Below are 19,700 nucleotides of genomic sequence, written 5' to 3'. Positions count from 1 at the left end.
GGATTCGCGTGGGTGGGATCCGGTGATGCCTCGATTGGTGGAGAGGCATCGAGTGGTGCGGTACGACGTACGCGGGTATGGACGGTCCTCGCCGCCGACGACCGAGTTCTCGCCGGTCGGGGATCTGGTGAGTGTGCTGAATCAGTTGGGGCTCGAGCAGGTGGTGCTGGTCGGGTGCAGCATGGGTGGGGACACGGCGCTGCGGCTCGCGGTGGACGATCCGGGACGGGTACGGGCGCTTGTGCTGCTGTGTCCCGGGGTGAGCGGATTCCCGTTCCCCGAGGAGCCTGAGCTCGATGCGGAGTTCGAGGCGCTCGTGGAAGCTCGGGACGTGGACGGGCTGATACGGCTCGGGATGCGGTTGTGGGCGGGCGCCGGTGCCGACGAGGCCGCGGTCGCTCAGCTGGAGGCCGCCGTGCCGGCGTGGTTGGACCAGGAAACCTACCTGCGCAAGGATCCGCCGGTCTACGACCGGCTCCACGAGATCCAGGCGCGAACCGTGGTGATGGTCGGCGACCAGGACCGCCCCATCCTCGCCGCCGTCGCGGGCGCCACCGCCGCCCGGATCCCCGACGCGGAGTTCATCTGGCTCGAAGGCGCCGACCATCACCCCAACCTCCGCTGCCCGGACCAGGTCGCCGAAACCGTCCTGCGCCTAGCTCTTTGAGGGGTGGGACACGTGTTGGTGGATCAGGTGCCAGGTGGTGTTCGATCGGCGGAAGACTCGGGTTGACCGGGAGCGGTCTTCTGTGGTCGTGGACTTGACGTGGTCGATGCCCCAGGCAATGGCCAGGTCGCCGGAGGCGGTGATGGTGAGGTCGGTGATGGTGAAGGAGATGGGGTCGGTGGTGGCCTCCAGGCCGGATTTGCAGACCTCGCGGACGGCCGGCTTGCCGGTGTACTCGCCGTCGAGCTCGTAGGAGACGACGTCCTCGGCGATACCTTCCATCAGCCCGTCGAGGTCGCGGGCGGCGGTGCGGTCGGTCCAGTGGGTGAGCAGGTCCTGGATGTCGGCCGACGCAACAGCCGCGGGTACGTCGTCGTGCGGGAACGAATGGTGTTCGTGCGTCACGGTCCAGCGGCCGTCGACGCGGCGCAGGCCGATCGTCAGCCGGAGCCGCTGCGCGGGCTTGGCCGCGAACTCGTCCGGCGTACCGCAGCGCAGCAACGCGAACGCGAACGCGGCGTCCGAACCCGCGGTCACGTCCAGCGACTCCAGCTCGAACGACGCCCCCGACCGCTGCCACTCGAAGAACCCCGGCCAGGTATCGCGGTACGCGTCCACCCCGCGCACACCCTCGTACGGCGGCGGTACGTCGAACATCACGATGTCCGGCGCGTGGTCGGCCAGGACCGTGTCCAGGTCACCGGTGTGCACCGCGGTGACCCAGTTCTCGATCAGCGTGCGGACTTCCTGCTCGTTCGTCATGGTTCCGTCCTCGTCTGCGAAGGGACTTGTCACAGCTAGAACCCGGGCAGACGGCCGAAACTCATCGCAGCGGTCAGAAAACTTCCTCCGGCAGCCCGAACGCCTCGAAGTCCGCGTCCAGGAACGACACGATCTCGACGATCTGCGACCCGCGGAGGAGGATCACGTCGAGCCCGCCGGGGACGTACCGGTCGACGTCCCACAGGTACGTCCCGAACGCCAACTGCCCGTTCGCCCGGGTCGGCAGGAACCGCCACTTCTCGCGCAGCGGCCCGTCCAGCAGGAACCGCCGGATCCCCGCCCGCCCGGAGAACCACTGCAGCAGCGGCGGCATCGAGTACCTCGCGTCCTCGGCCAGCATGGCCACGATCGCGTCGACGTCACCGCTCTCCCACGCGGCCATATATCGCCGTACCAGGTCGCGCTCGGCCAACTCCCCCAGGTCCCGTAGTGTCTGCTGCTGCGACGGCCGCAGCGAGCTCAGGACCGAGCGCGCCCGTTGCAACGCACTGTTCACCGCGGCAACCGATGTCCCCAGCAACTCCGCGACCTCACGAGCGGCGAACGCCAGTACGTCGCGCAGCAGCAGTACCGCACGTTGTAGCGCGGACAGGTGCTGCAACGACGCGACGAACGCCAACTCGACAGACTCGAGCGCGACGACTCGCGCCTCCGGGGTGAGCTGCGCGGTCCACGCCAGCCGGCTCGTCGGATAGGGCTCCACCCACTCGGCGTCGTAAGTGGCCTCCAGGTCCGTCGGCAGCTCGCGCCTCCCGCGCCTGTCGATCAGCGTGAGGCACCGGTTCGTGGCGATCTTGTAGAGCCAGGCCCGGATGGAGCCGTGGTCCTCATACCGGTCGAGACCACTCCAGGCGCGGAGGAGCGTCTCCTGGACGGCGTCGTCCGCATCCGAGTCGGAGCCGAGCATCCGGTAGCAATGAGCATGCAACTCTCCACGCCACGGACCCACCAGCTGTCCGAAGGCGTCGTCATCACCGCCTCTTGCGGCGTCGAGCAGCTCACGCATCACCTGAACGCTAGCGAGTAACCGGCCCAGCGTTCCAGCGTTGCCGTGGTGTCGCCGTTGTCCACAGCCTGCCGACACCGCTCCAGAGCCTCGGCGAACTGCTTCAGCAGCACTCCGCTTCCGAACTCCAACGTGACCAGTGCGGCCGCAGCGTTCAGCAGTACGACGTCCCGCACCGGACCGGGCTCGCCGTCGACCAGACGGCGCAGCACCCGCGCATTGAAGGCAGCATCACCGCCCCGAAGCTCAGCCGGCGACACCGAAGGCAGGCCGAGCGACCGCGGGTCGAACACCACCTCCGAGGCAGTGCCGTCGTGAACGACCCACAACCGCGACACCCCAGTAGTCGTCAGCTTGTCGAGCCCGTCATCACCCCGGGCCACCAGGGCAGACCGGCCCTGCACAGCCAACGCGCGAGCGATCACGGGCAGCATCGCCGGGTTGGCCACGCCCACGAGTTGGTGCTGAGGATCGGACGGATTGACCAGCGGTGCGAGCACGTTGAACGCCGTCGGCACAGCCAACTCACGCCGTACGACGGCCACGTTCCGCAGGGCCGGGTTGAAGCGTGGAGCGAACAGATAGGTCAGCCCAGCCTCGGCCGCCACCCGCGCAGCCTCGTCAGCCGACAAGTCGAGTGGTACGCCCAAGTGCTCGACCAGGTCGGCAGAGCCTCCGGCCGACGATGATGCGGCACGTCCGCCGTGTTTCACCACAGTCACGCCCGTCGACGCCGCGACCACGGCGGCCATCGTGGAGATGTTCACCGCACCGGTCCGGTCGCCACCCGTCCCGGCGATGTCCACGAACGGTCCCCGGATCCGCACCGGCGTGGCGTGCGAACGCAGTACCGCGGCAAGACCGGCGATCTCCTCGGCCGTCTCACCCTTGGCCCGCAGGGCGATCAGGAAGCCGGAGATCTGCGCCGGCGACGCCTCACCGAGAACCAGTTGGTCCATCGCCCAGGCGGTGTCCGCGGCGGTCAGGTCGGAGCCGGCCAGGAGCGCGGAGATGAGCCCGGACCAGGTCCGGAGTGTTGTTGCCATTGGCATCCTCGGGGTGCTGGGCCGCCCGCGGGGAGACATCACGACGGCCGCCTCGCAGGAGACGGCCGGGGTGTTGACGCGGAAGCAGGACCGTCTACTCGACGGCCCACCAGCTACCAGCGCACAGGAACATGGCAGTGACCTTAGTCAGGCGACGAGCTCCTCCGCAACGTTCCATCCACGAATGTGGTCGACGGTAAAGGTTGGCACCAGCCGGTCGTCGTCGCCGACGCTCTGCCCGGGGAAGTCGAACACCGCGAGCATAAGCTGCACCGGGTACGCCGGAGCGCCCTGACAACTGCGGATTCGCGTGCCGTCCACGAGGAACCTGACCTGGCTGCCGGTCCACTCGACGGCATAGGTGTGGAAGTCGGCCAGGTCGATCGACAGCGGCACCGCCTCGAAGTCTTGCGGCACGGCCGGGTCGCGGATGGTCTTCAGGCCCATGCCGACCGCGGTCGACTCGCCGGGGACGATCGCGTCGCCGAAGACTTCCATCACGCAGATCTCCCCACACCGGTCGGGCTGGTCCTCGAGCCCGACCATCCACAGCGACACCATCGAGCGCGGACTGATCTCGGCCCGGGCGCGCAGTTCGACGTACCCGCCGTACGGTGTCCAGCCCCAGAACGGCTCCTGCTCCTCGCGAACCGTCAGACCTTCGCGGTACGGCTGCTGGCCGACCGTGCTCCCGACCGGACCGGAGTAGTTGCCGGACTGGATCCCCGAGACGCGCAGGTCGGGCTTGTGATCGCCGCGGCACCAGAGACCCTGCTCCGGCGGGATGCTGAGTGTCAGGCACGAGTCACCCACCGCGTACGTCGCTGCTGACGCCTGCCGCGAGCTCCACTGCGGCAGGTAGTACGGCGACCACGCGGACAGGTCCAGCGTGGAGCCGTCGAAGTGGTCCTCGAAGACCAGATCGCGACGGGTCGCAGGCATGCCCCCATCATGGGGCACGGCCTCCCGCTGTCACATCATGGTGCCGCCGTCCGTCAGGGAGATGACGGCGCACGACGGGAGACTGTGACCAGTGGACGAGCACGACCAGCTAGCGCGGCAGTTCGAGAAGCACCGTGGACACCTACGGGCAGTGGCGTACCGGATGCTCGGGTCGCTCGCGGAGGCCGAGGACGCGGTGCAGGAGGCGTGGCTGCGGCTGAGCCGGTCGGACACCAGCGACGTCGGCAATCTCGGCGGCTGGTTGACCACGGTCGTGTCGCGGGTCTGCCTGGACACGCTGCGCAGCCGCAAGTCGCGTCGTGAGCAGTTCGTACCTGACCCGATCGTGACCCGCGAGGACAGCGGACCGGGGCCGGAGGAGCAGGCGGTCCAGGTGGACGCGATCGGGCTCGCGCTGCTCGTCGTCCTGGAAACGCTGGCCCCCGCGGAGCGACTGGCGTTCGTGCTGCACGACATGTTCGGGGTGAGCTTCGACGAGATCGCGTCGATCGTGAACAAGTCGCCGGCCGCGACCCGGCAGCTGGCCAGCCGGGCGCGGCGGCGGGTGCAGGGCCGTCCGGCCGGTGACGGGGATCCGGGGCGTCAGCGGGAGGTCGTCAACGCGTTCCTGGCCGCGTCCCGCGGTGGTGACTTCGAGGCGCTGCTCGAGTTGCTCGCTCCGGACGTCGTCCTTCGGGCCGACGCGGGTGCGGCAACCGTGGAGCTCGCCGGTCCGGCGGTGTCGAAGGTGATCCGCGGTGCACGGGCGGTGGTCGAGCAGGCGATGATGTTCCGCCGGATGTCGCCGTACACCGAGCTTGCCCTGGTCAACGGCCTGCCCGGCACGGCCACTGTCGTCAACGGCCGCCTGATGGGGGTCATGGACCTGACGGTTGTCGACGGCAAGATCACCGAGATCAACATCCTCGCGGACGTCGACCGCCTGGAGCAGCTGCCGATCCCGGCCTGAGCAGCGTCAAGACCCTCCCGGCCTGGGCTTCCGCGGTGCCGGGAGGGTTCCGCGCGGCACTCGGCCCGCCCGGACCGACCAGCGTGAGCCAGAACCCTGCCCACAGGCACCGCGCGGTGTGGAACCGGTCCGGATCGACCGCGAACCGGTCGGTGAACCCGCTCCAGTCGGTACTGCGTCCGGACAAGTGCTCGACCAGGTTCGCCAGCTCGACCGCCAGGTCGCCGCGACCGGCGTCCTCGAAGTCGACGATGCGAACCCGGCCGCCGTCCCAGAGATAGTTCTCCAGGTTCGGATCCCCGTGAGCTACCACCGGATCCGGTACGTCGGTCAGCTGGTACCCCGTCTCCAGCCACTCCCGGGCGGCCGTCCCGATCACACCCGGCACCCGCCGCAGCGTGCTGAGGCCGACGTGGACGCGATCGACGAGAGCCGGCAGGTCGATCGGGAGGAGGCCGTCGGGCGGGATCGACCAGAGAGCCTCGAGCGCATCGGCCAAGGCGTCGAGCTGCGGTGCAGAGAGCGACCCGCTGAGTGGAACACCCGGAACGACCGTCATCGAAACAGCTGGGCGAGCGATGCCCGTCGTCGACACGCCGCCGTCGGCCCAGGTCCGGTCGAGCGGGACGGGGACGAGATCGGGCGCGTGCCGGGAGACCAGGTGCAGGGCCGCCCACTCGCGGGCGGGCTCGTCTCGGAACCAGGTGACGTATCGCTTCGTCAGGATTTGGCCGTCGACGGTGACCGCGTGGGTGGGGCTCATGCAGAAAAAGTTTGGCGGGAGTGTCAAGAACGGCCGTGCTCGCTCGACGTACCGGTAGAAGCGGAGACCAAGGGAGTGGTGAGCAGTGACGACGCAGACGGTGGCACCGGTCGCGAGTGACGTGGTGGCGGGCCTGCTGGGTGCCGGGTTCAACGGTGCGGTCCGGCGGCCGGGCGACCCGGAGTACGACGTACAGCGCAAGTCCGTGATCCCGACAGTGGACGCGCGACCGCTGGTCGTGGCCGAGGCGTCGGTGCGGACCGACGTGCAGGCCGCCGTCCGGACCGCCCGGGCGTACGGGCTCCCGATCGCTGTCCAGGCGACCGGTCACGGCACCCGGGTCCCGGCCGACGGCGGCATCCTCCTGAAGACCACGCCGATGGCCTCGGTCCTGATCGACCCGGAACGCCGGATCGCCAAGGTCGGCCCGGGCGCCCGCTGGGGCGCGGTGCTCGACGCGGCCCGGCAGTTCGGCCTGGCACCGCTGTCGGGGTCGCACCGCGACGTCGGCGTCACCGGCTACACGCTCGGCGGTGGGGTCGGCTGGCTCGCCCGGCGGTACGGGTTCGCGGCCGACAGCGTGATCCGCGCCGAGGTCGTCACGGCCGACGGCCGGTTCGTCACCGCGACCGTCGAGCAGCATCCGGACCTGTTCTGGGCGCTCCGCGGCGGGACGGGCAACTTCGGCGTGGTCACCTCACTCGAGTTCCGGCTGTACCCGGTCCGCCAGGTGCACGCCGGCATCGTGTACCACGGCATCGACCGGGCGGCCGGCATCCTCCGCCGCTACCGCGAGTGGACCGCCACGATCCCGAACGAGCTGAGCACCGCCGTCGTCCTCACCAAACTCGCCGACGGCCGGCCCGCGGTCGCGATCAAGGTCATGCACGCCGGCGACGCCGAGGTGGCCGAGCACCTGCTGAAGCCGCTGCTCGAGGTCGCCGGACCCCGGCTGGCCGGTGAGCTCGCGACGATCGAGTACGCCGACGCCGCGATGGGCGGGACGCCGGCCCGGCACCTGGACTTCCTCGACGACCTGCCCGACACCCTGATCGAGGCACTGACCACCGACGAGAGCGCCCCGACAGTGGAGATCCGGCACTGGGGCGGCGCGATGGCCAACCCGGGTCCCGGCGCCGGTCCGGTCGGTCACCGCGGGGCGTCGTACTCGCTGATCGTCGACCGGGAGATGCCGCACCTGCCGAACTCCGGCCGGACGTTCGTGAACTTCCTCGGTGACCCGGACCGCGCCGACACGGCGTACGCGCCGGCCGACCTGTGCCGGCTGCGCGAGGTGAAGCGGGCCTACGACCCGGCGAACGTCTTCCACCTGAACGCCAACATCAGGCCGTGAACCGCCGGCGACCCCGTCCCTCAGGTTCCGGAGGTACGGGGTCGCTCGGGGCGTCAGCGGGAGGGCCGACGATCAGGCAGGACCTAGACAGTGCCTTCGTTGCCGTAGACCGACACGTGCACGTGGTCCATGTGGTTGGCGGTCGCGCCGCCGCGATCCTCCATCCCGCGCCAGCCCTCGGAGCCGCGCTGGACGGTCCAGATCTTCTGCTCCCAGATCAGCTCGCTGATCCCGAGCTTCTTGTAGTTCGCCCTCAGCCAGTCGGCGATCTCGTCGCCGCGCGACCCGGTCACCATGATGTCGAGCGCGCGCCCGGTGGAGTGCTCGGAGCCGGAGTCACCCGCCCGCAGTCCGCCGTACGACGTGATGTCCGGGAACTTCGCGCAGACCGCCCGGTGGACCCGGATCGCGTCCTGGGTCAGCCCGTCCTCGACGCCCGAACCGGACTTGCAGGCCGACTGCGAGATGGTGCCCGCGGTGCTCGCGGCGGTCTTCGCGACCGGCTTGGTGGCCGAGAGGTACCGCGCCTTGACCCACCGGGACCTGCCGTCGCGGACGATCTCGGCCCAGATGCCGTCGACCTTGCCGGTGACGGAGACCTTGGTGCCCTTCGGGACGACGTCCAGGAGGGTGCCGACGACCGGCACGGACCAGACGTTCAGATCGGTGGTGGTGTACTTCGAGCCGACCACCTTGGGCGGGGTCGCGGCCTTGACGGCGGCCCGGGTCTTGGCGGCCGCGGGCTTCGGGATCGGTGCCTGCTTCTTCAGGTGCTTCGCCGTCGGAGCCGCGGCCTTGGGCTTCGGGGTCGGCGTGCTGAGGTTCAGCGGCGGACGGAGAGCGTCCCGGCTGATGGCCGCCTCGCGCGCCAGCTGCAGGGACGAGCTGGCGATCGGGGTGTCGAGCTTGACCTCTTGATCGGGAAGTGCGGCTGCCGAGCCGGTGGCCACCAGTGCCACCGCCGCGCCGGGGATCGCCACCTTCGCGATGCCGGGCTGGATCACCTTCGGGCGCGGTTGACGGTGCCGCGCCTGTCTATGCCGTCCTGCAGCCACTGCCCATCCAATCTGTCGAGACCAAACCGTTATCGACCGGAGGAGTCAAACACACATCCGGCAAAGGTTCGCAATCGCCTCGCACTCTTAACGCATTACGAACATCCGAAGGGGAAAGCGGACGTAATCCGCCCGCTATCCGGATGTTATCCAGTCGAGATCAAACGATTAGGCCAATTTCGTGCTGTTGTTTGAGCACAGCGAGTCACTGATCGTCCGCGTGAGCCAGGTGCCGTACCGCTCGAGCGACCAGCCGCGCTGCAGGACCAGCAGCTCGTACAGCTCGACCGCGATGCAGGTCCAGAGCACGTCGGCGGCCTCCTCGACGGTGATCTCCGCCCGCAACTGCCCGGACTCGACCAGGTGGCGGGCGAACATCGTCATCCCGGCCAGCCGCTCGGTCAGCAGGGTCTCCCAGGTCTCCCGCAGGGTCTCGTCGTGGTGCCGGCCGTCGCGGATCATGATCTGGACCCGCGCCGACCGCTCCTGCCGGCGGACGAGGCCGTCGACGTACAGCGCAATCTTCCGGCGGACGTCGGGCTCGGCCCGGATCGCCCGGGTTTCCGGGCGCTCGGCCATCGGGACGGGCTCGTCGTCGCCGGCGAGGACGACGTCGAACACCGCCTTGGCCAGCGCGGCCTTGGTGCCGAAGCCCTTGTAGATGCTCTCGGCCGAGACGCCGGCGCGCCGGGCGACCGCGGTGATGGTGGTCGCCTGGAAGCCGTCGCTCTCGAACAGTTCGCGGGCCGCGGCCACCACATCCCGCCGGCGTCGGCGGGCCTGCGCGCGCCGGCCGGACGCGTCGTACTGCCTCTTGACTTCTGCCATCACCGGTCCCATGGTTTTAGATACAGATTGACTGTATCGAATTTTAGGGGAGAGATGAACACCACGGCAGGCGTGTCGGCGAGCGAGCTGGCGGTGCGCTGCATCCGGATCATGGCCGACGGTGACCGGGCCGACTTCGACGCGCTGATCCACCCGGACGCGGTGAACCGGGAGGGCGACGTCGAGCCGCCGGAGTGCCGCGTCGGCGGGCCCGCGGGCTTCTACGCGACCGCGCTGTGGCTGCGGACCGCGTTCGAGGGGCTGGCCTACGAGTTCCACCACGTCGTTGCTGACGGCAACCTGGTGGCCGTCCACTCGACCATGAGCGGCCGGCACGTCGCGCCGTTCGCGGTCTACGACAGCCAGGGGGTGGACACGGTGTTCCCGCCGACCGGGAAGACCTTCGCCATCACCCAGTCGCACTGGCTGCGCCTCCAGGACGGCCGGCTGATCGAGCACTGGGCCAACCGTGACGACCTCGGCCAGGCCAAGCAGCTCGGCTGGGTGCCGCCGACTCCGGCGTACCTGTTCCGGATGGCCAGGGCGAAGTCGCGGGTCAGGCGGGCCGCCTAGATGTGGTTCGAGCGGGCAGCGTAGATGTGATCCAGTCGGCGGCGCACGGGGCCGCCGACTGGCTGACTGCGGGCGTGGACGAGCTAAGTTTCCGGGTCGAGCGCGGGGCGGTGGCCCGGCTGGTGATCGACAAGGTCGAGAAGCGGAACGCGCTGACACGGTCGATGTGGGAGGTGCTGCCCGGGTTGCTGGCGGAGCTGGCCGCGGACGACGCGGTCAAGGTGCTGCTGATGACCGGTGCCCGGCCGAGCTTCTCGGCCGGCGCGGACATCGGGGACCTCGTCTCCGGCGCCGACCCGGCCGACCCGATGGCCGAGCTGCCGGCGTCCAGCCTGCGGCGCAGGCCGAGTTGCGCGAGTTCCCGAAGCCGACGATCGCCGTCGTCCGCGGGCAATGCATCGGCGGCGGTCTGGAGATCGCGGTGAACTGCGACTTCCGGTTCGCGGCGGACGACGCAACGTTCGGGGTGACGCCGGCCCCGATCGGAGTCGTCTACCCGCCGGCCGCGATCAAGGTGCTGCTCGACCTGGTCGGCCCGGCGACGGCGAACTACCTGCTGTTCAGCGGTGAGCTGCTCGCCGCCACCCAGGCCGAGCTCGAAGGCCTGGTGGACCGGGTGGTCGCGCCGGCCGGGCTGGAGGCCGCGGTCGCGGCCTTCGCAGCGACGCTGGTGTCGCGCTCGCAGCTGACGATCCGCTCGGCCAAGGAGTCGGTGAACGCGCTGCTGCGGCACCGACGCGGACGCGCTCGCGTTCCGGTGGTACCAGGAGACGATCGCGACCGGTGAGCTGGCCGACGGGATCGCGGCGTTCGCCGGGAAGCGACCGCCGAGCTTTCCCTCAGGCGCTGATCAGCGTTCCGCGCAGTTCGACCCGGTCGCCGACCACGGCGGAGATGCGCGCCGCCACGGCTTCCGCGCGGGCGTCGTCGTCGACGTCGATCAGGACGATGCCGGACACCTGGTGGTCGGTCGGGACGAACGGGCCGGCGGTGACCATCTGCGCGCCGTCCCGGATCCGGACGATCCGGCCCTCGCTCGGGAGCCGGAGCTCCTCCGCACTGACCAGCTCGCCGGTCGGGGCGAGCTCGGCCTTGACCTCGGGCAACCGGCGGGCGGCGTCCGCCCCGTAGACCATCACGACGTACTTCATTGGGCTCACGGTAGCGGTGCGGACGGACAGAACCCCGCGGACAGCGTCCGCGGGGTTCCGAGGTCGTCCGGCGATCAGTACCAGTGCCGTCGTCCGCCGACGGCGCGGCCGGTGGAGCCGAGCAGGAACAGTACGGCGCCGACGATCAGGATGATGATGCCGAGCGTCCACAGGATCGAGATGTTCAGCACGAGACCCAGGACCAACAGGATCAGTCCGAGGATGAGCATGGAGCCTCCTTCTCAAGGGGCCGCCGGGCGGGGATGGCGACCACACGAATCTGGTGCCCACTCCGGAGAAGCCAAACCTCCAACAAGTGTTTGACTCATGCGGCGGCAACTGACGGCGACTTCTGGTCGACAGTGGGCTTGCGGCTGAGCAGCAGTCCGGCCCTCGAGGCCGACGCCGTTGGTCGCACCCCGTGCCGGACCACCTCGACATTCCTGTCGAAAACCGGGCACTCGGTCCGACGTACCGGGTGAATGGGGGTCACAGCGGCCTCCCCGAGCGTCAGGATGGTGCCTGTGAAGTACGTGCTGCTGATCTACAGCAACCCCGACAGCTGGGCGAGCCTGTCCGCCGAGCAACGCGAGGGCCTGGCCCGGGCCCATGAAGATCTGAGTCGCGAGCTGAGCGAGCAGGGCCACCTGGTCAGTGCGGCCGGACTGGCCGACCCGATCACCAGCCGCACGGTCTCGGTCCGCGACGACACCACCAGGACCACCGACGGACCGTACGCCGAGGCCAAGGAGCACCTGGCCGGGTTCTACCTGGTCGAGTGCGACGACATCGACCAGGCGATCGGCTACGCGGCCCGGATGCCGGACGCGAAGTACGTCGCGGTCGAGGTGCGGCCGGTGATGGACACGTCCGGGCTGGAGATGTGACCGCGCGGCGAGGTGGAGGTGCGAGCAGCGACCTGGAGCTGTTGCTGCGCGAGCAGGCGCCGCAGGTGCTCAGTGCGCTGGTCCGGCACTACGGGCACTTCGACCTGGCCGAGGAAGCGGTCCAGGAGGCGCTGCTCGCGGCCGCCCAGCAGTGGCCGGACGAGGGAGTGCCGGACAACCCGCGCGGTTGGTTGATTCGCGTCGGGTCGCGCCGGCTGACCGACCTGCTCCGCAGCGAGTCCGCTCGGCGCCGGCGCGAGGAGAACGCCGCCCAGCTCGCCGCACCTGAAGAATCCGTTGCGTCAGGTCCCGACTTCGACGACCCCGGCGGCCGGGACGACACGCTGACGCTGCTCTTCCTGTGCTGCCATCCGGCGTTGTCGCCGGCCTCGCAGATCGCGCTCACGCTGCGCGCGGTCGGCGGTCTCACCACCGCCCAGATCGCGGCCGCGTTCCTGGTGCCGGAGGCAACGATGGCGCAGCGGATCAGCCGGGCCAAGCGCAGTATCAAGCAGGCGGGCAGCACGTTCGAGCTGCCGCCCGAGGCCGAGCGGGACGAGCGGATGGGTGCCGTCCTGCACGTCCTCTACCTGATCTTCAACGAGGGCTACACAGCCTCGTCCGGTACGTCGCTGCACAGTGCGGAGCTCACCACCGAGGCGATCCGGCTCGTGCGGGGCGTGCGCCGGCTCTTGCCTGACGACGGCGAAGTGGCCGGGCTGCTGGCGCTCATGCTGCTCACGGACGCCCGACGGCCCGCACGTACCGGTCCCGACGGCGCACTGATCCCGCTGGCCGAGCAGGACCGGTCCAAGTGGAACAAGGACACCATCGTCGAGGGTGAGGCGCTGGTTTCCGATGCGCTGTCCCGGACGCAGCTGGGGCCATACCAGGTCCAGGCCGCGATCGCCGCCGTCCATGACACGGCCGAGCGGGCCGAGGCCACGGACTGGCGTCAGATCGTCGCGTTGTACGACGTACTCGAGCAGATGGTCGACAACCCGATGGTGAAGCTCAACCACGCCGTCGCGGTGGCCATGGCAACCGGTCCGAAGGAGGGCCTCGCCGTACTCGAGCCGCTCGAGTCCGACGACCGGGTGGCCGGTCACCACCGTCTGGAGGCCGTACGAGCCCATCTCCTCGAGATGTCGGGCGACACCGCCGCGGCACGTGAGAGCTATCTGCTGGCGGCCCGCCGGACGACGAGTGCGCCGGAGCGCGACTACCTCCAGTCAAAGGCGGACCGGCTGGCCTGAGTCGCGGTGCGCCCCGGAGGTGTGTCAGGTTTGAGTCGTGGATCTCACCAGAGCGTCCCTCCTCCGCGAGATGCTGACCGGCACCGAGCTCGGCAGCCGGACGACGGAGTTCGCCCACTCGCTTCGCAGGTTCACCACGCGGACCGGCGGCCTGATGCTGTTCGGGCCCCCCGACGACGAGCCGTGGCACCTGACCGCCCACCTGGACGACGAGCTGCACCGGGCCGGGATCGAGGACGTCCGGCCGTCCCTCGTCCGATGGGCGCCGCCACCGGACGCGCCGCCGCACCTGTCGATCGGCCTGGACCGGCTACGGGACGCGGGCCGGGGTGAGTCGCTGCTGGTGGTGGCAGAGGAGGACCCGGCGGACACGCTGCTGGAGCGGATCAGCGACGTACGGCGCCGGGGTACGACGATCTTCAGCATCGGCAACGGTGACAAGGACCTGGCGTCGCTCAGCCACGAGTCGCTGATACCGGAGCTGCTCGTGCCGGACGGGTTCGGCTGGACCACCCGGCGGATCGAGCTCGACCACGACGAACCCCAGTCCGCGGCGAACGACCAGCCCGCGGTGACCGATCTGGAGTCGCGGTCCGCGGAGGGCTTCGAGATGGCGCAGCACCTGGTCAGCCTGGCCGCCGCCGACGAGGAGACGGGGCAGCCGGCCTGGCGCCGCCGGCTGCGCGCCGCCATCGAGCGCCTCAGCGGCGAACCGGGTTAGTCAGTCCAGGTAGAGCGCGGCCAGCCGGGGCAGACGGGCGTGCAGGTCGTCCTCGTCGTCGAAGTCGATCTCCTGTCCGGCCGGCAGGTCCGGCGTGTCCGGCGCCTCGGCGTCGACCGCCTTCCAGTACGCCGCCTCGTCGCCGGTGACGTTCTTGTACGCGTGGCTGCCGACATGCAGCAGCCCCTCGCCGTCGAACCCCTCGAAGCCTTCCGGCCGGTCCTCGTCGACCACATCGGCCAGCGAGTCCGGGTCGGCCAGCGCCGCCTCCCAGACCTCCCGGCCCTGCGCGACCAACCAGCCCCGGAACGAGTCGAACCCGTCCTCCGAGGCCCCCGAGTTGATCAGGTACGCCGCCGCCCACACGTCCCACCGGTACGACTCGACCTGCAACCGCGCGAGCTCGACCCCGAACCCCGCGATCTCCTCGGCCTCCAGCCCACCCAGCAGCTTGGTCAGCGCGTCCGCTACCCCGTCCGGATCCGCGACGGTGTCGTCCACCCCACCACGCGCATCCTCGACCAATCCCCAGAACCCGTCCCTGTCCACCCCCACAGCGTCTCACCAGCCATACCCGACTGTGGAGCGCTGAATCGAGGTGATCTTGAGTTGAATCGTCACCCGAGGCTGGTCGGCCGGACGTCAGGCTCGGGAACAGGCGCGCCGTCGATGCCGGATTGCGCCGGATCGGGACTGACGCTGGTCAAGACCTGCGCCGGTCTGCCTTCCCCTTCGGCCGTCAGGCGGACCGCGGGCTCGCCGGACTCAACACCGTCTTGCGACGACAATGCCGTCGACGTCAGCGCGGCCGGCTCCTCGGGCTGAACCGGCGCTTCGCGAAGACGGGGCGGGGTGGCGGTCCACGCGCGCAGATCCTGAACGATATTGCCGTAGAAGGCATTGATCGCATTCTCGATGGATTCGATGAAAGATCCCCGGCCGCGGCCGCGCTTGGTGCCGAGCGGCATTCCCATGGCGACGCGGAAGGCACGGAGTTCCTTCTTCGGATCCTCGATCAGCACCGTTGGCTGTTCACGAACGACGCGTAGGAGTTCCGCCGTACCCGCGCCGCGCGCATGCATGGCGAATGCCTCGATCCGCGCCGTGTCCGGCGCGTGACGCAGTTGCCGGACAAGCCAGTTGACTCGGGTCGTGGGCCGTCCTTCCCGGGGCGCAGCGATGTCGACATGACAAGTGACCAAGCTTGCCCGGAGGTCTGCCGTCACGACCAACGAGCCGACCGCGTTCGGGATGTTGATCGCACCCTGCATGGTTCCATTCGCGCACATCGACTGCACCAGAGCCTGTGAGCGCAAGGCAGGTTCGGCGAGTTCCTTCCGGCTCAACGCCGGCGTCACGTCGTCGCCGAGTTTGCGACCCAACTGGAGGCTGACGAAACGGAGTAGGGCGTCGAACCTGGCGGCCACCTCCGGTGCGCACTTGTCGCCATTTCGAAGCGTTCCCGAGGCGACAGCTTCCCTGGTCGTCACCCATGACCGACCCATGTCATCGAACTGCAGCGCGCCTGACCGTGGATGTTCGAGGTAGCGGATCAGCTCACCGAGAATCCACGCCTGGTCCTGGTCGGCGACGCCGCGATGTTCCTTCTGCAGCACAGCCTCGGCCAGCACCATCGACCACGACCAGTGATGCAGGGCAACTCGTTTGAGTTTGCGCTTGTCGACCTTGGTCGGATGCAGCCCGGCAACCGCCGGGATCTCGTTCGAGATCGTGATGACGGCGTCGAAGTCCTGTTCACGCGCAATGTCGAGATAGGCCTCGAGTTGTTCGGCGCTCAGCTCGTTGACTCCGGTCTTCACCTCGACGAGAGCCGTCCACTGCTTCTGACCCCGGCGAGCACGGACCAGTCCATCCGGGTAGAGACGGCGCTCACCCAGCTGGAAGGGCACCTCGATATACGTCTCCAGTGGCCCGGCGGGTGCACCCAGTGGCTGGGTCAGTACCCGGCCGAATTCACGGACGGATGACATCACCGCCAGCAGCGCTGATGTTGCCCGCCGCTCTTGCTCGTCGGCTCCGTTGATCCCTGAAGTCGGTATCAGGCGTGCCTGATGCCAGGTTTCCTCTCCCATTTCTTCCCCCACGGGCATTGCCCAGCAGACCCCCCAAAGGCCCGTACTTCTGTGATTGCCCGTTGAAAACGGCACCCTACGCCTCTCGTCACGCAACGTGAAGAGTCGCGCCGGATTTCTCACTTCACCAAACCTCGGCCAGGCGAATGCCGAGGTGACCGACGAGGGGGCGTCCGAGGCGTCCGTTAGGTCGGGCGGTGGTCACGACCGCTGGAATGTGGTGATCAGGACGCCTTCGCCGACGGTCAGGTTGTTGGTGAGGCGCCAGCGGGTCTTGTCGGGGGTTTCGCCGAACAGCTTGCGGCCGGTCCCGAGGATGACCGGGAACGTCATCAGGTGGAGCTCGTCGACGAGGTCGGCGGCGATCAGTTCCTGGGCGAGCCGGATGCTGCCGGGGACCTGGATCTCACCGGCGACCTCGGCCTTCAGCCGGGCGACCTGTTCGCGGACGTCGCCGGCCAGGACGTGGGTGTTGTTCCACGACGGGTCGGTCAGCGTGCTCGAGACGACGTACTTCGGCATCGAGTTGTACTTGTCCGCCAGGTCGCCCTCGTACTGCGGCCACGCGGAGGCGAAGCCCTCGTAGGTCCGGCGGCCGATCAGCAGCGCGTCGGCGCCGAAGGCCTCGTCCTCCTTGAACTTCTCGCCCTCCTCGCCGCGGTCGAACTCGAAGCTCCAGTTCGGGTACTTGAAGTCCTCGCCGCCGGGCGCCTCGACGACGCCGTCCAGCGAGCTGAACGTGGTCACCACGATCGTCCCCATCTCAGAGCTCCTTCCCGAACTGCCGCAGCACCGGGGCCAGGACCGGCGGCTCGACGTTGTGGTTCTCGCCCGGGACGGGCAGCAGCCGCGCCGTCGGCAACAGCTCGGCCACCGCGGCCGGTCCGGTCTTCAGGTACGGCGGGGTGCTGTCGCCGTGCATCACCAGCACCGGCACGTCGACGGCGGCCCAGCGGTCGGCGGGCAGCGGGTTGCCGGACATCGTCGTTCCCATGATGCGGCCGTCGTACGCGATGGTCCCGGCGATCTGCTCGACGCCGGTCCAGATCGGCGTCCCCCGCATCATGTCGACGAACTCGGCCGGCATGTTCGCGGCCGCGGTCATGAACAGCTCCACCGCGTCGCCCGGACGTCCGGCCTCGACACTCGCCTCGAGCCGCTCGACGTAGTCGGCCGGCAGCGGCGGACGGGTGTCGTCGACCACGACCGGCGGCTCGAACAGCGCCAGCGCGGTGATCGGCAGGCCGGCGGCCGCGGCGTCCAGCGCGAGCAGCCCGCCGGAGGACCAGCCGAAGACGACGGCCGGCTGCCCGGCGTCCTCGATCAGCGCGGCGAGGTCCTCGATCTCGCGCTGGATCGCGTACGGCTTGGTGTCGGTGCTCTCGCCCCGGCCGCGCCGGTCGTAGATGGACGTCCGGAACTGGTCGCTCAGCAGCTTCGCGACCTCGGCGTTCGACGGGTTCACGGCCCGGTGCGCGGTGGCGCCGTCGATCATGATCAGCGGTTGCCCGGTCCCGATCGCGTCGAAGGCGATCGTCGTACCGTCGGCGGATGTCACGGTGCTCATCGGAGCCTCCCTGTGGTCGTTCGGAACTAGACCGTACAGTACTCAGAAGAGAACTGGACTGTCTAGTATGATTTTGCGAGAACCGCAGAGGAGGACGTCGTGGACCAACGCCAACGGGTCGCCGGCTGGCAGCCGGAGCCGGCCGTCGTCGAAGGTGAGGGGCGTACGCCGCGCAAACGCCGGGCGATCCTGGCCGCGGCGACCGAGGCCTTCCTGCAGCACGGGTACCTCGGCGCGAGCATGGACGAGGTGGCCGCCAAGGCCGGCGTCTCCAAGCAGACTGTCTACAAGCAGTTCGAGAACAAGGAGCGCCTGTTCGCCGAGATAGTCCTCGGCACCAGCGACCAGTTGCTCGACGGCCTGACGAAGGCGTACGCCGAGACCCTCGACGAGGCCGGTGATGCCCGGGAGGCGCTGCGTGCCCTGGCGCACTACTTCCTCGACAGCCTCACCAATCCCAGCGTGCTGCAGTTGCGGAGACTAGTGATCGCCGAGGCAGATCGCTTCCCCGACGTCTGCGGGGCCTGGTTCACCAGCGGGTTCGAGCGGTCGTTGGAGGCGCTCGGGCAGGCGCTGACCACGCTGACCGAGCGGGGGCTGCTGCGCGAGTTGGCCGACCCGTCGCTGGCGGCGTACCAGTTCGCGGGTCTGGTCATGTACAAGCCGATGAACCGCGCGATGTTCGCCGGCACCGAGGCGCGGCCGCCCGCGGACGAGTTCGAGAAGCTCGCCGACCAGGCGACCGAGGTCTTCCTGGCGGCGTACGGGCTAGGAAGTCCCGCGCGTTGACGTCCGGACCACGAGTTCCGGCGTGAAGGTGACGCGCTGGTGCTCGTGGTCGGGGTTGGACGACTCGTCCAGGAGCAGTTCGGCCGCGGTGCGGCCGAGGAGCTGACGCGGCTGCCGGACAGACGTCAGCGGTACGGCGGCCGCGGCCGCGAACTCGATGTCGTCGTACCCGACGATGGCGAGGTCCTCGGGGACGCGCAGGCCGAGGCTCACGCACTGCTGCAGCAGCCCCAGTGCCAGCAGGTCGTTCGCGCAGAACGCGGCCGTCGGGCGGCGGCTGGCCGGCAGGCCGGCAAGTCGTTGCCCTGCGCCCCTACCTTCGGCGACGGTGAGTGCGCCGGTGGTCAGCTCGATCAGGTTCTCCGGCGGTTTGCCGGCCTTCCGCAGGGCGCGGCGGGCGCCGTCGCGGCGGTCGATGACCTGACCGATCGTGTTCGGTCCGCCGACGTACGCGATCCGGTCGTGGCCGAGCTCGAGCAGGTGCGCGATCGCGAGCTCGCCGCCGAGGATGTCGTTGACCGCGACCGAACAGTGCTCGTTGTCGTCGATCGCGCGGTCGACCACGACGACCGGCGTACCGCGGGCCGACAGTTTGCGCAGGCGGGAGGAGTTCTGGTCGATCGGGGTGATCAGCACGCCCTGCACCCGCTGCTGCTCGAGCAGGTCGAGGTAGTCGGCCTCGCGGTCGGCGTCCTCGTTGCTGTTGCACAGGAAGACGGAGAGGCCGGCCGCGCGCGCCGCGTCCTCGACGCCCTTCGCGACGTCGGTGAAGAACGGGTTGCCGGCGTCGAGCATCAGGTACGCGAGGATGCGGCTGCTGCCCGCGCGGAGCTGGCGGGCCGACTCGTTCCGGACGAAACCGAGCGACGCCATCGCCGCCTCGACCTTCGCGCGCGTCACCGGACTGACCACCTCGGGCCGGTTCAGCACGTTCGACACGGTCCCCAGAGAAACGCCCGCGGCCGCCGCCACGGCCTTCACGCCGGCCGCATGCTGGTTGGCCTTCCGCCGCCGCCCCGGCTCCCGGCCACCGGCCTTCCGGACGGACTCGGCCGGAAACGTCGTGGACGGCGAGCGCCCCGAGCCGGGGCCGGTGGAGGACGAGCGGGACGGCGCCGACGCGGCGGCCGCCGAGCGGCTGGACCTGCCGGTGTCGGCCGTGGAGGACGAGCCGGTGGTTGACGTGGGGTCGGCGGCGTCCGGCGCTTCTGCTGCCATGCTCGACCTCCTTCATCAAGGCCTCGGACGG

General features: G+C 69.5%; 24 protein-coding genes. 10 read left to right on the top strand and 14 right to left on the bottom strand.

Features of this window, described 5'->3' with window-relative positions:
- A partial coding sequence (locus E1218_RS17200) for an alpha/beta fold hydrolase (protein ID WP_132321277.1) occupies positions 1–667 on the top strand: 667 nt, incomplete at its 5' end.
- Here E1218_RS17200 and E1218_RS17195 read toward each other — a convergent pair.
- From E1218_RS17195 to E1218_RS17180, 4 genes are all read right to left on the bottom strand, one after another.
- Positions 656–1,429 (bottom strand): nuclear transport factor 2 family protein, encoded by a 774-nt coding sequence (locus E1218_RS17195; protein WP_132321275.1) that lies wholly within the window; start codon positions 1,427–1,429, stop codon positions 656–658. The genes E1218_RS17200 and E1218_RS17195 overlap by 12 nt on opposite strands.
- 73 nt (positions 1,430–1,502) lie before the next feature.
- Positions 1,503–2,456, bottom strand: coding sequence for a sigma-70 family RNA polymerase sigma factor (locus E1218_RS17190; RefSeq protein ID WP_132321273.1), 954 nt, complete (start codon positions 2,454–2,456; stop codon positions 1,503–1,505).
- Positions 2,456–3,502 carry an anthranilate phosphoribosyltransferase gene (gene trpD, locus E1218_RS17185; RefSeq protein ID WP_233712281.1) on the bottom strand — a complete coding sequence of 349 codons (1,047 nt, stop codon included), beginning with the start codon at positions 3,500–3,502 and terminating at the stop codon, positions 2,456–2,458. Before trpD ends, E1218_RS17190 begins: the two co-directional genes overlap by 1 nt.
- Before the next feature lie 147 nt (positions 3,503–3,649).
- Positions 3,650–4,444: a glycoside hydrolase family 16 protein gene (locus E1218_RS17180; RefSeq protein ID WP_132321270.1), complete on the bottom strand. Its 795-nt coding sequence runs from the start codon at positions 4,442–4,444 to the stop codon at positions 3,650–3,652.
- Between the two features lie 91 nt (positions 4,445–4,535).
- On the opposite strand from E1218_RS17180, the gene sigJ reads away from it, so the two are divergent.
- A complete protein-coding gene (gene sigJ, locus E1218_RS17175) occupies positions 4,536–5,414 on the top strand; it encodes an RNA polymerase sigma factor SigJ (protein WP_132321268.1) in 879 nt (292 codons plus the stop codon).
- Here the strand turns inward: sigJ and E1218_RS17170 are convergent.
- Positions 5,362–6,177 carry a phosphotransferase family protein gene (locus E1218_RS17170; RefSeq protein ID WP_132321266.1) on the bottom strand — a complete coding sequence of 272 codons (816 nt, stop codon included), beginning with the start codon at positions 6,175–6,177 and terminating at the stop codon, positions 5,362–5,364. The two genes, sigJ and E1218_RS17170, sit on opposite strands and share 53 nt — an antisense overlap.
- Before the next feature lie 85 nt (positions 6,178–6,262).
- On the opposite strand from E1218_RS17170, the gene E1218_RS17165 reads away from it, so the two are divergent.
- Positions 6,263–7,531, top strand: coding sequence for an FAD-binding oxidoreductase (locus E1218_RS17165; protein ID WP_132321264.1), 1,269 nt, complete (start codon positions 6,263–6,265; stop codon positions 7,529–7,531).
- An 83-nt stretch (positions 7,532–7,614) separates the two neighbouring features.
- Here E1218_RS17165 and E1218_RS17160 read toward each other — a convergent pair whose 3' ends face one another.
- Entirely contained in the window at positions 7,615–8,535 is a 921-nt protein-coding gene (locus E1218_RS17160; RefSeq protein ID WP_132321262.1) for an SH3 domain-containing protein, read from the bottom strand.
- Between the two features lie 219 nt (positions 8,536–8,754).
- On the bottom strand, positions 8,755–9,414 hold the full coding sequence (locus E1218_RS17155; protein WP_132321260.1) for a TetR/AcrR family transcriptional regulator: 660 nt from the start codon (positions 9,412–9,414) through the stop codon (positions 8,755–8,757).
- Between the two features lie 54 nt (positions 9,415–9,468).
- On the opposite strand from E1218_RS17155, the gene E1218_RS17150 reads away from it, so the two are divergent.
- Genes E1218_RS17150 through E1218_RS17145 form a run of 3 tightly spaced genes read left to right on the top strand, consistent with a single transcriptional unit; the run spans position 9,469 to position 10,774 of the window.
- On the top strand, positions 9,469–9,987 hold the full coding sequence (locus E1218_RS17150) for an ester cyclase (protein ID WP_132321258.1): 519 nt from the start codon (positions 9,469–9,471) through the stop codon (positions 9,985–9,987).
- A 26-nt stretch (positions 9,988–10,013) separates the two neighbouring features.
- On the top strand, positions 10,014–10,412 hold the full coding sequence (locus tag E1218_RS37775; RefSeq protein WP_202866062.1) for an enoyl-CoA hydratase/isomerase family protein: 399 nt from the start codon (positions 10,014–10,016) through the stop codon (positions 10,410–10,412).
- Entirely contained in the window at positions 10,337–10,774 is a 438-nt protein-coding gene (locus tag E1218_RS17145; protein WP_202866061.1) for an enoyl-CoA hydratase/isomerase family protein, read from the top strand. The genes E1218_RS37775 and E1218_RS17145 overlap by 76 nt, the downstream gene beginning before the upstream one ends.
- 52 nt (positions 10,775–10,826) lie before the next feature.
- Here E1218_RS17145 and E1218_RS17140 read toward each other — a convergent pair whose 3' ends face one another.
- Both E1218_RS17140 and E1218_RS36100 read right to left on the bottom strand, forming a co-directional pair.
- A complete protein-coding gene (locus E1218_RS17140) occupies positions 10,827–11,138 on the bottom strand; it encodes a YciI family protein (RefSeq protein WP_132321256.1) in 312 nt (103 codons plus the stop codon).
- 74 nt (positions 11,139–11,212) lie between these two features.
- Positions 11,213–11,368 carry a DUF6131 family protein gene (locus tag E1218_RS36100; RefSeq protein ID WP_165949299.1) on the bottom strand — a complete coding sequence of 52 codons (156 nt, stop codon included), beginning with the start codon at positions 11,366–11,368 and terminating at the stop codon, positions 11,213–11,215.
- Between the two features lie 294 nt (positions 11,369–11,662).
- Here E1218_RS36100 and E1218_RS17135 point away from each other — a divergent pair, with 294 nt between their 5' ends.
- Genes E1218_RS17135 through E1218_RS17125 form a run of 3 tightly spaced genes read left to right on the top strand, consistent with a single transcriptional unit; the run spans position 11,663 to position 14,002 of the window.
- Positions 11,663–12,025, top strand: coding sequence for a YciI family protein (locus E1218_RS17135; protein ID WP_132321254.1), 363 nt, complete (start codon positions 11,663–11,665; stop codon positions 12,023–12,025).
- Positions 12,022–13,281, top strand: a complete 1,260-nt coding sequence (locus tag E1218_RS17130) for an RNA polymerase sigma factor (protein ID WP_202866060.1) — start codon at positions 12,022–12,024, stop codon at positions 13,279–13,281. The genes E1218_RS17135 and E1218_RS17130 overlap by 4 nt, the downstream gene beginning before the upstream one ends.
- 37 nt (positions 13,282–13,318) lie before the next feature.
- Complete coding sequence (locus E1218_RS17125) at positions 13,319–14,002, top strand: hypothetical protein (protein WP_132321252.1); 684 nt, start codon at positions 13,319–13,321, stop codon at positions 14,000–14,002.
- On the opposite strand, the gene E1218_RS17120 is transcribed toward E1218_RS17125, so the two are convergent.
- From E1218_RS17120 to E1218_RS17105, 4 genes are all read right to left on the bottom strand, one after another.
- Complete coding sequence (locus E1218_RS17120) at positions 14,003–14,551, bottom strand: DUF4240 domain-containing protein (RefSeq protein WP_132321250.1); 549 nt, start codon at positions 14,549–14,551, stop codon at positions 14,003–14,005. It lies immediately after the preceding gene.
- A 68-nt stretch (positions 14,552–14,619) separates the two neighbouring features.
- Positions 14,620–16,095: a hypothetical protein gene (locus tag E1218_RS17115; RefSeq protein ID WP_202866059.1), complete on the bottom strand. Its 1,476-nt coding sequence runs from the start codon at positions 16,093–16,095 to the stop codon at positions 14,620–14,622.
- Positions 16,096–16,296: 201 nt separating this feature from the next.
- Positions 16,297–16,857, bottom strand: coding sequence for a dihydrofolate reductase family protein (locus E1218_RS17110; protein ID WP_132321248.1), 561 nt, complete (start codon positions 16,855–16,857; stop codon positions 16,297–16,299).
- 1 nt (position 16,858) lies between these two features.
- Positions 16,859–17,662 carry an alpha/beta fold hydrolase gene (locus E1218_RS17105; protein ID WP_132321246.1) on the bottom strand — a complete coding sequence of 268 codons (804 nt, stop codon included), beginning with the start codon at positions 17,660–17,662 and terminating at the stop codon, positions 16,859–16,861.
- Between the two features lie 99 nt (positions 17,663–17,761).
- On the opposite strand from E1218_RS17105, the gene E1218_RS17100 reads away from it, so the two are divergent.
- Positions 17,762–18,451, top strand: a complete 690-nt coding sequence (locus E1218_RS17100) for a TetR/AcrR family transcriptional regulator (protein ID WP_132321244.1) — start codon at positions 17,762–17,764, stop codon at positions 18,449–18,451.
- Here the strand turns inward: E1218_RS17100 and E1218_RS17095 are convergent.
- Positions 18,431–19,669 carry a LacI family DNA-binding transcriptional regulator gene (locus E1218_RS17095; protein ID WP_233712280.1) on the bottom strand — a complete coding sequence of 413 codons (1,239 nt, stop codon included), beginning with the start codon at positions 19,667–19,669 and terminating at the stop codon, positions 18,431–18,433. The genes E1218_RS17100 and E1218_RS17095 overlap by 21 nt on opposite strands.
- Positions 19,670–19,700: the final 31 nt, after the last annotated feature.

It is taken from the genome of Kribbella turkmenica (assembly GCF_004348725.1).
In the GTDB taxonomy this organism is placed as follows: Bacteria; Actinomycetota; Actinomycetes; order Propionibacteriales; family Kribbellaceae; genus Kribbella; species Kribbella turkmenica.
This window is presented reverse-complemented; position numbering and strand designations above follow the sequence as displayed.

Coding starts and splice junctions, on each gene's coding strand:
- E1218_RS17195 (WP_132321275.1), bottom strand. CDS start 1,429: ATGACGAACGAGCAGGAAGTCCGCACGCTGATCGAGAACTGGGTCACC.
- E1218_RS17190 (WP_132321273.1), bottom strand. CDS start 2,456: ATGCGTGAGCTGCTCGACGCCGCAAGAGGCGGTGATGACGACGCCTTC.
- trpD (WP_233712281.1), bottom strand. CDS start 3,502: ATGGCAACAACACTCCGGACCTGGTCCGGGCTCATCTCCGCGCTCCTG.
- E1218_RS17180 (WP_132321270.1), bottom strand. CDS start 4,444: ATGCCTGCGACCCGTCGCGATCTGGTCTTCGAGGACCACTTCGACGGC.
- E1218_RS17170 (WP_132321266.1), bottom strand. CDS start 6,177: ATGAGCCCCACCCACGCGGTCACCGTCGACGGCCAAATCCTGACGAAG.
- E1218_RS17155 (WP_132321260.1), bottom strand. CDS start 9,414: ATGGCAGAAGTCAAGAGGCAGTACGACGCGTCCGGCCGGCGCGCGCAG.
- E1218_RS17150 (WP_132321258.1), top strand. CDS start 9,469: ATGAACACCACGGCAGGCGTGTCGGCGAGCGAGCTGGCGGTGCGCTGC.
- E1218_RS17140 (WP_132321256.1), bottom strand. CDS start 11,138: ATGAAGTACGTCGTGATGGTCTACGGGGCGGACGCCGCCCGCCGGTTG.
- E1218_RS36100 (WP_165949299.1), bottom strand. CDS start 11,368: ATGCTCATCCTCGGACTGATCCTGTTGGTCCTGGGTCTCGTGCTGAAC.
- E1218_RS17115 (WP_202866059.1), bottom strand. CDS start 16,095: ATGGGAGAGGAAACCTGGCATCAGGCACGCCTGATACCGACTTCAGGG.
- E1218_RS17110 (WP_132321248.1), bottom strand. CDS start 16,857: ATGGGGACGATCGTGGTGACCACGTTCAGCTCGCTGGACGGCGTCGTC.
- E1218_RS17105 (WP_132321246.1), bottom strand. CDS start 17,662: ATGAGCACCGTGACATCCGCCGACGGTACGACGATCGCCTTCGACGCG.
- E1218_RS17095 (WP_233712280.1), bottom strand. CDS start 19,669: ATGGCAGCAGAAGCGCCGGACGCCGCCGACCCCACGTCAACCACCGGC.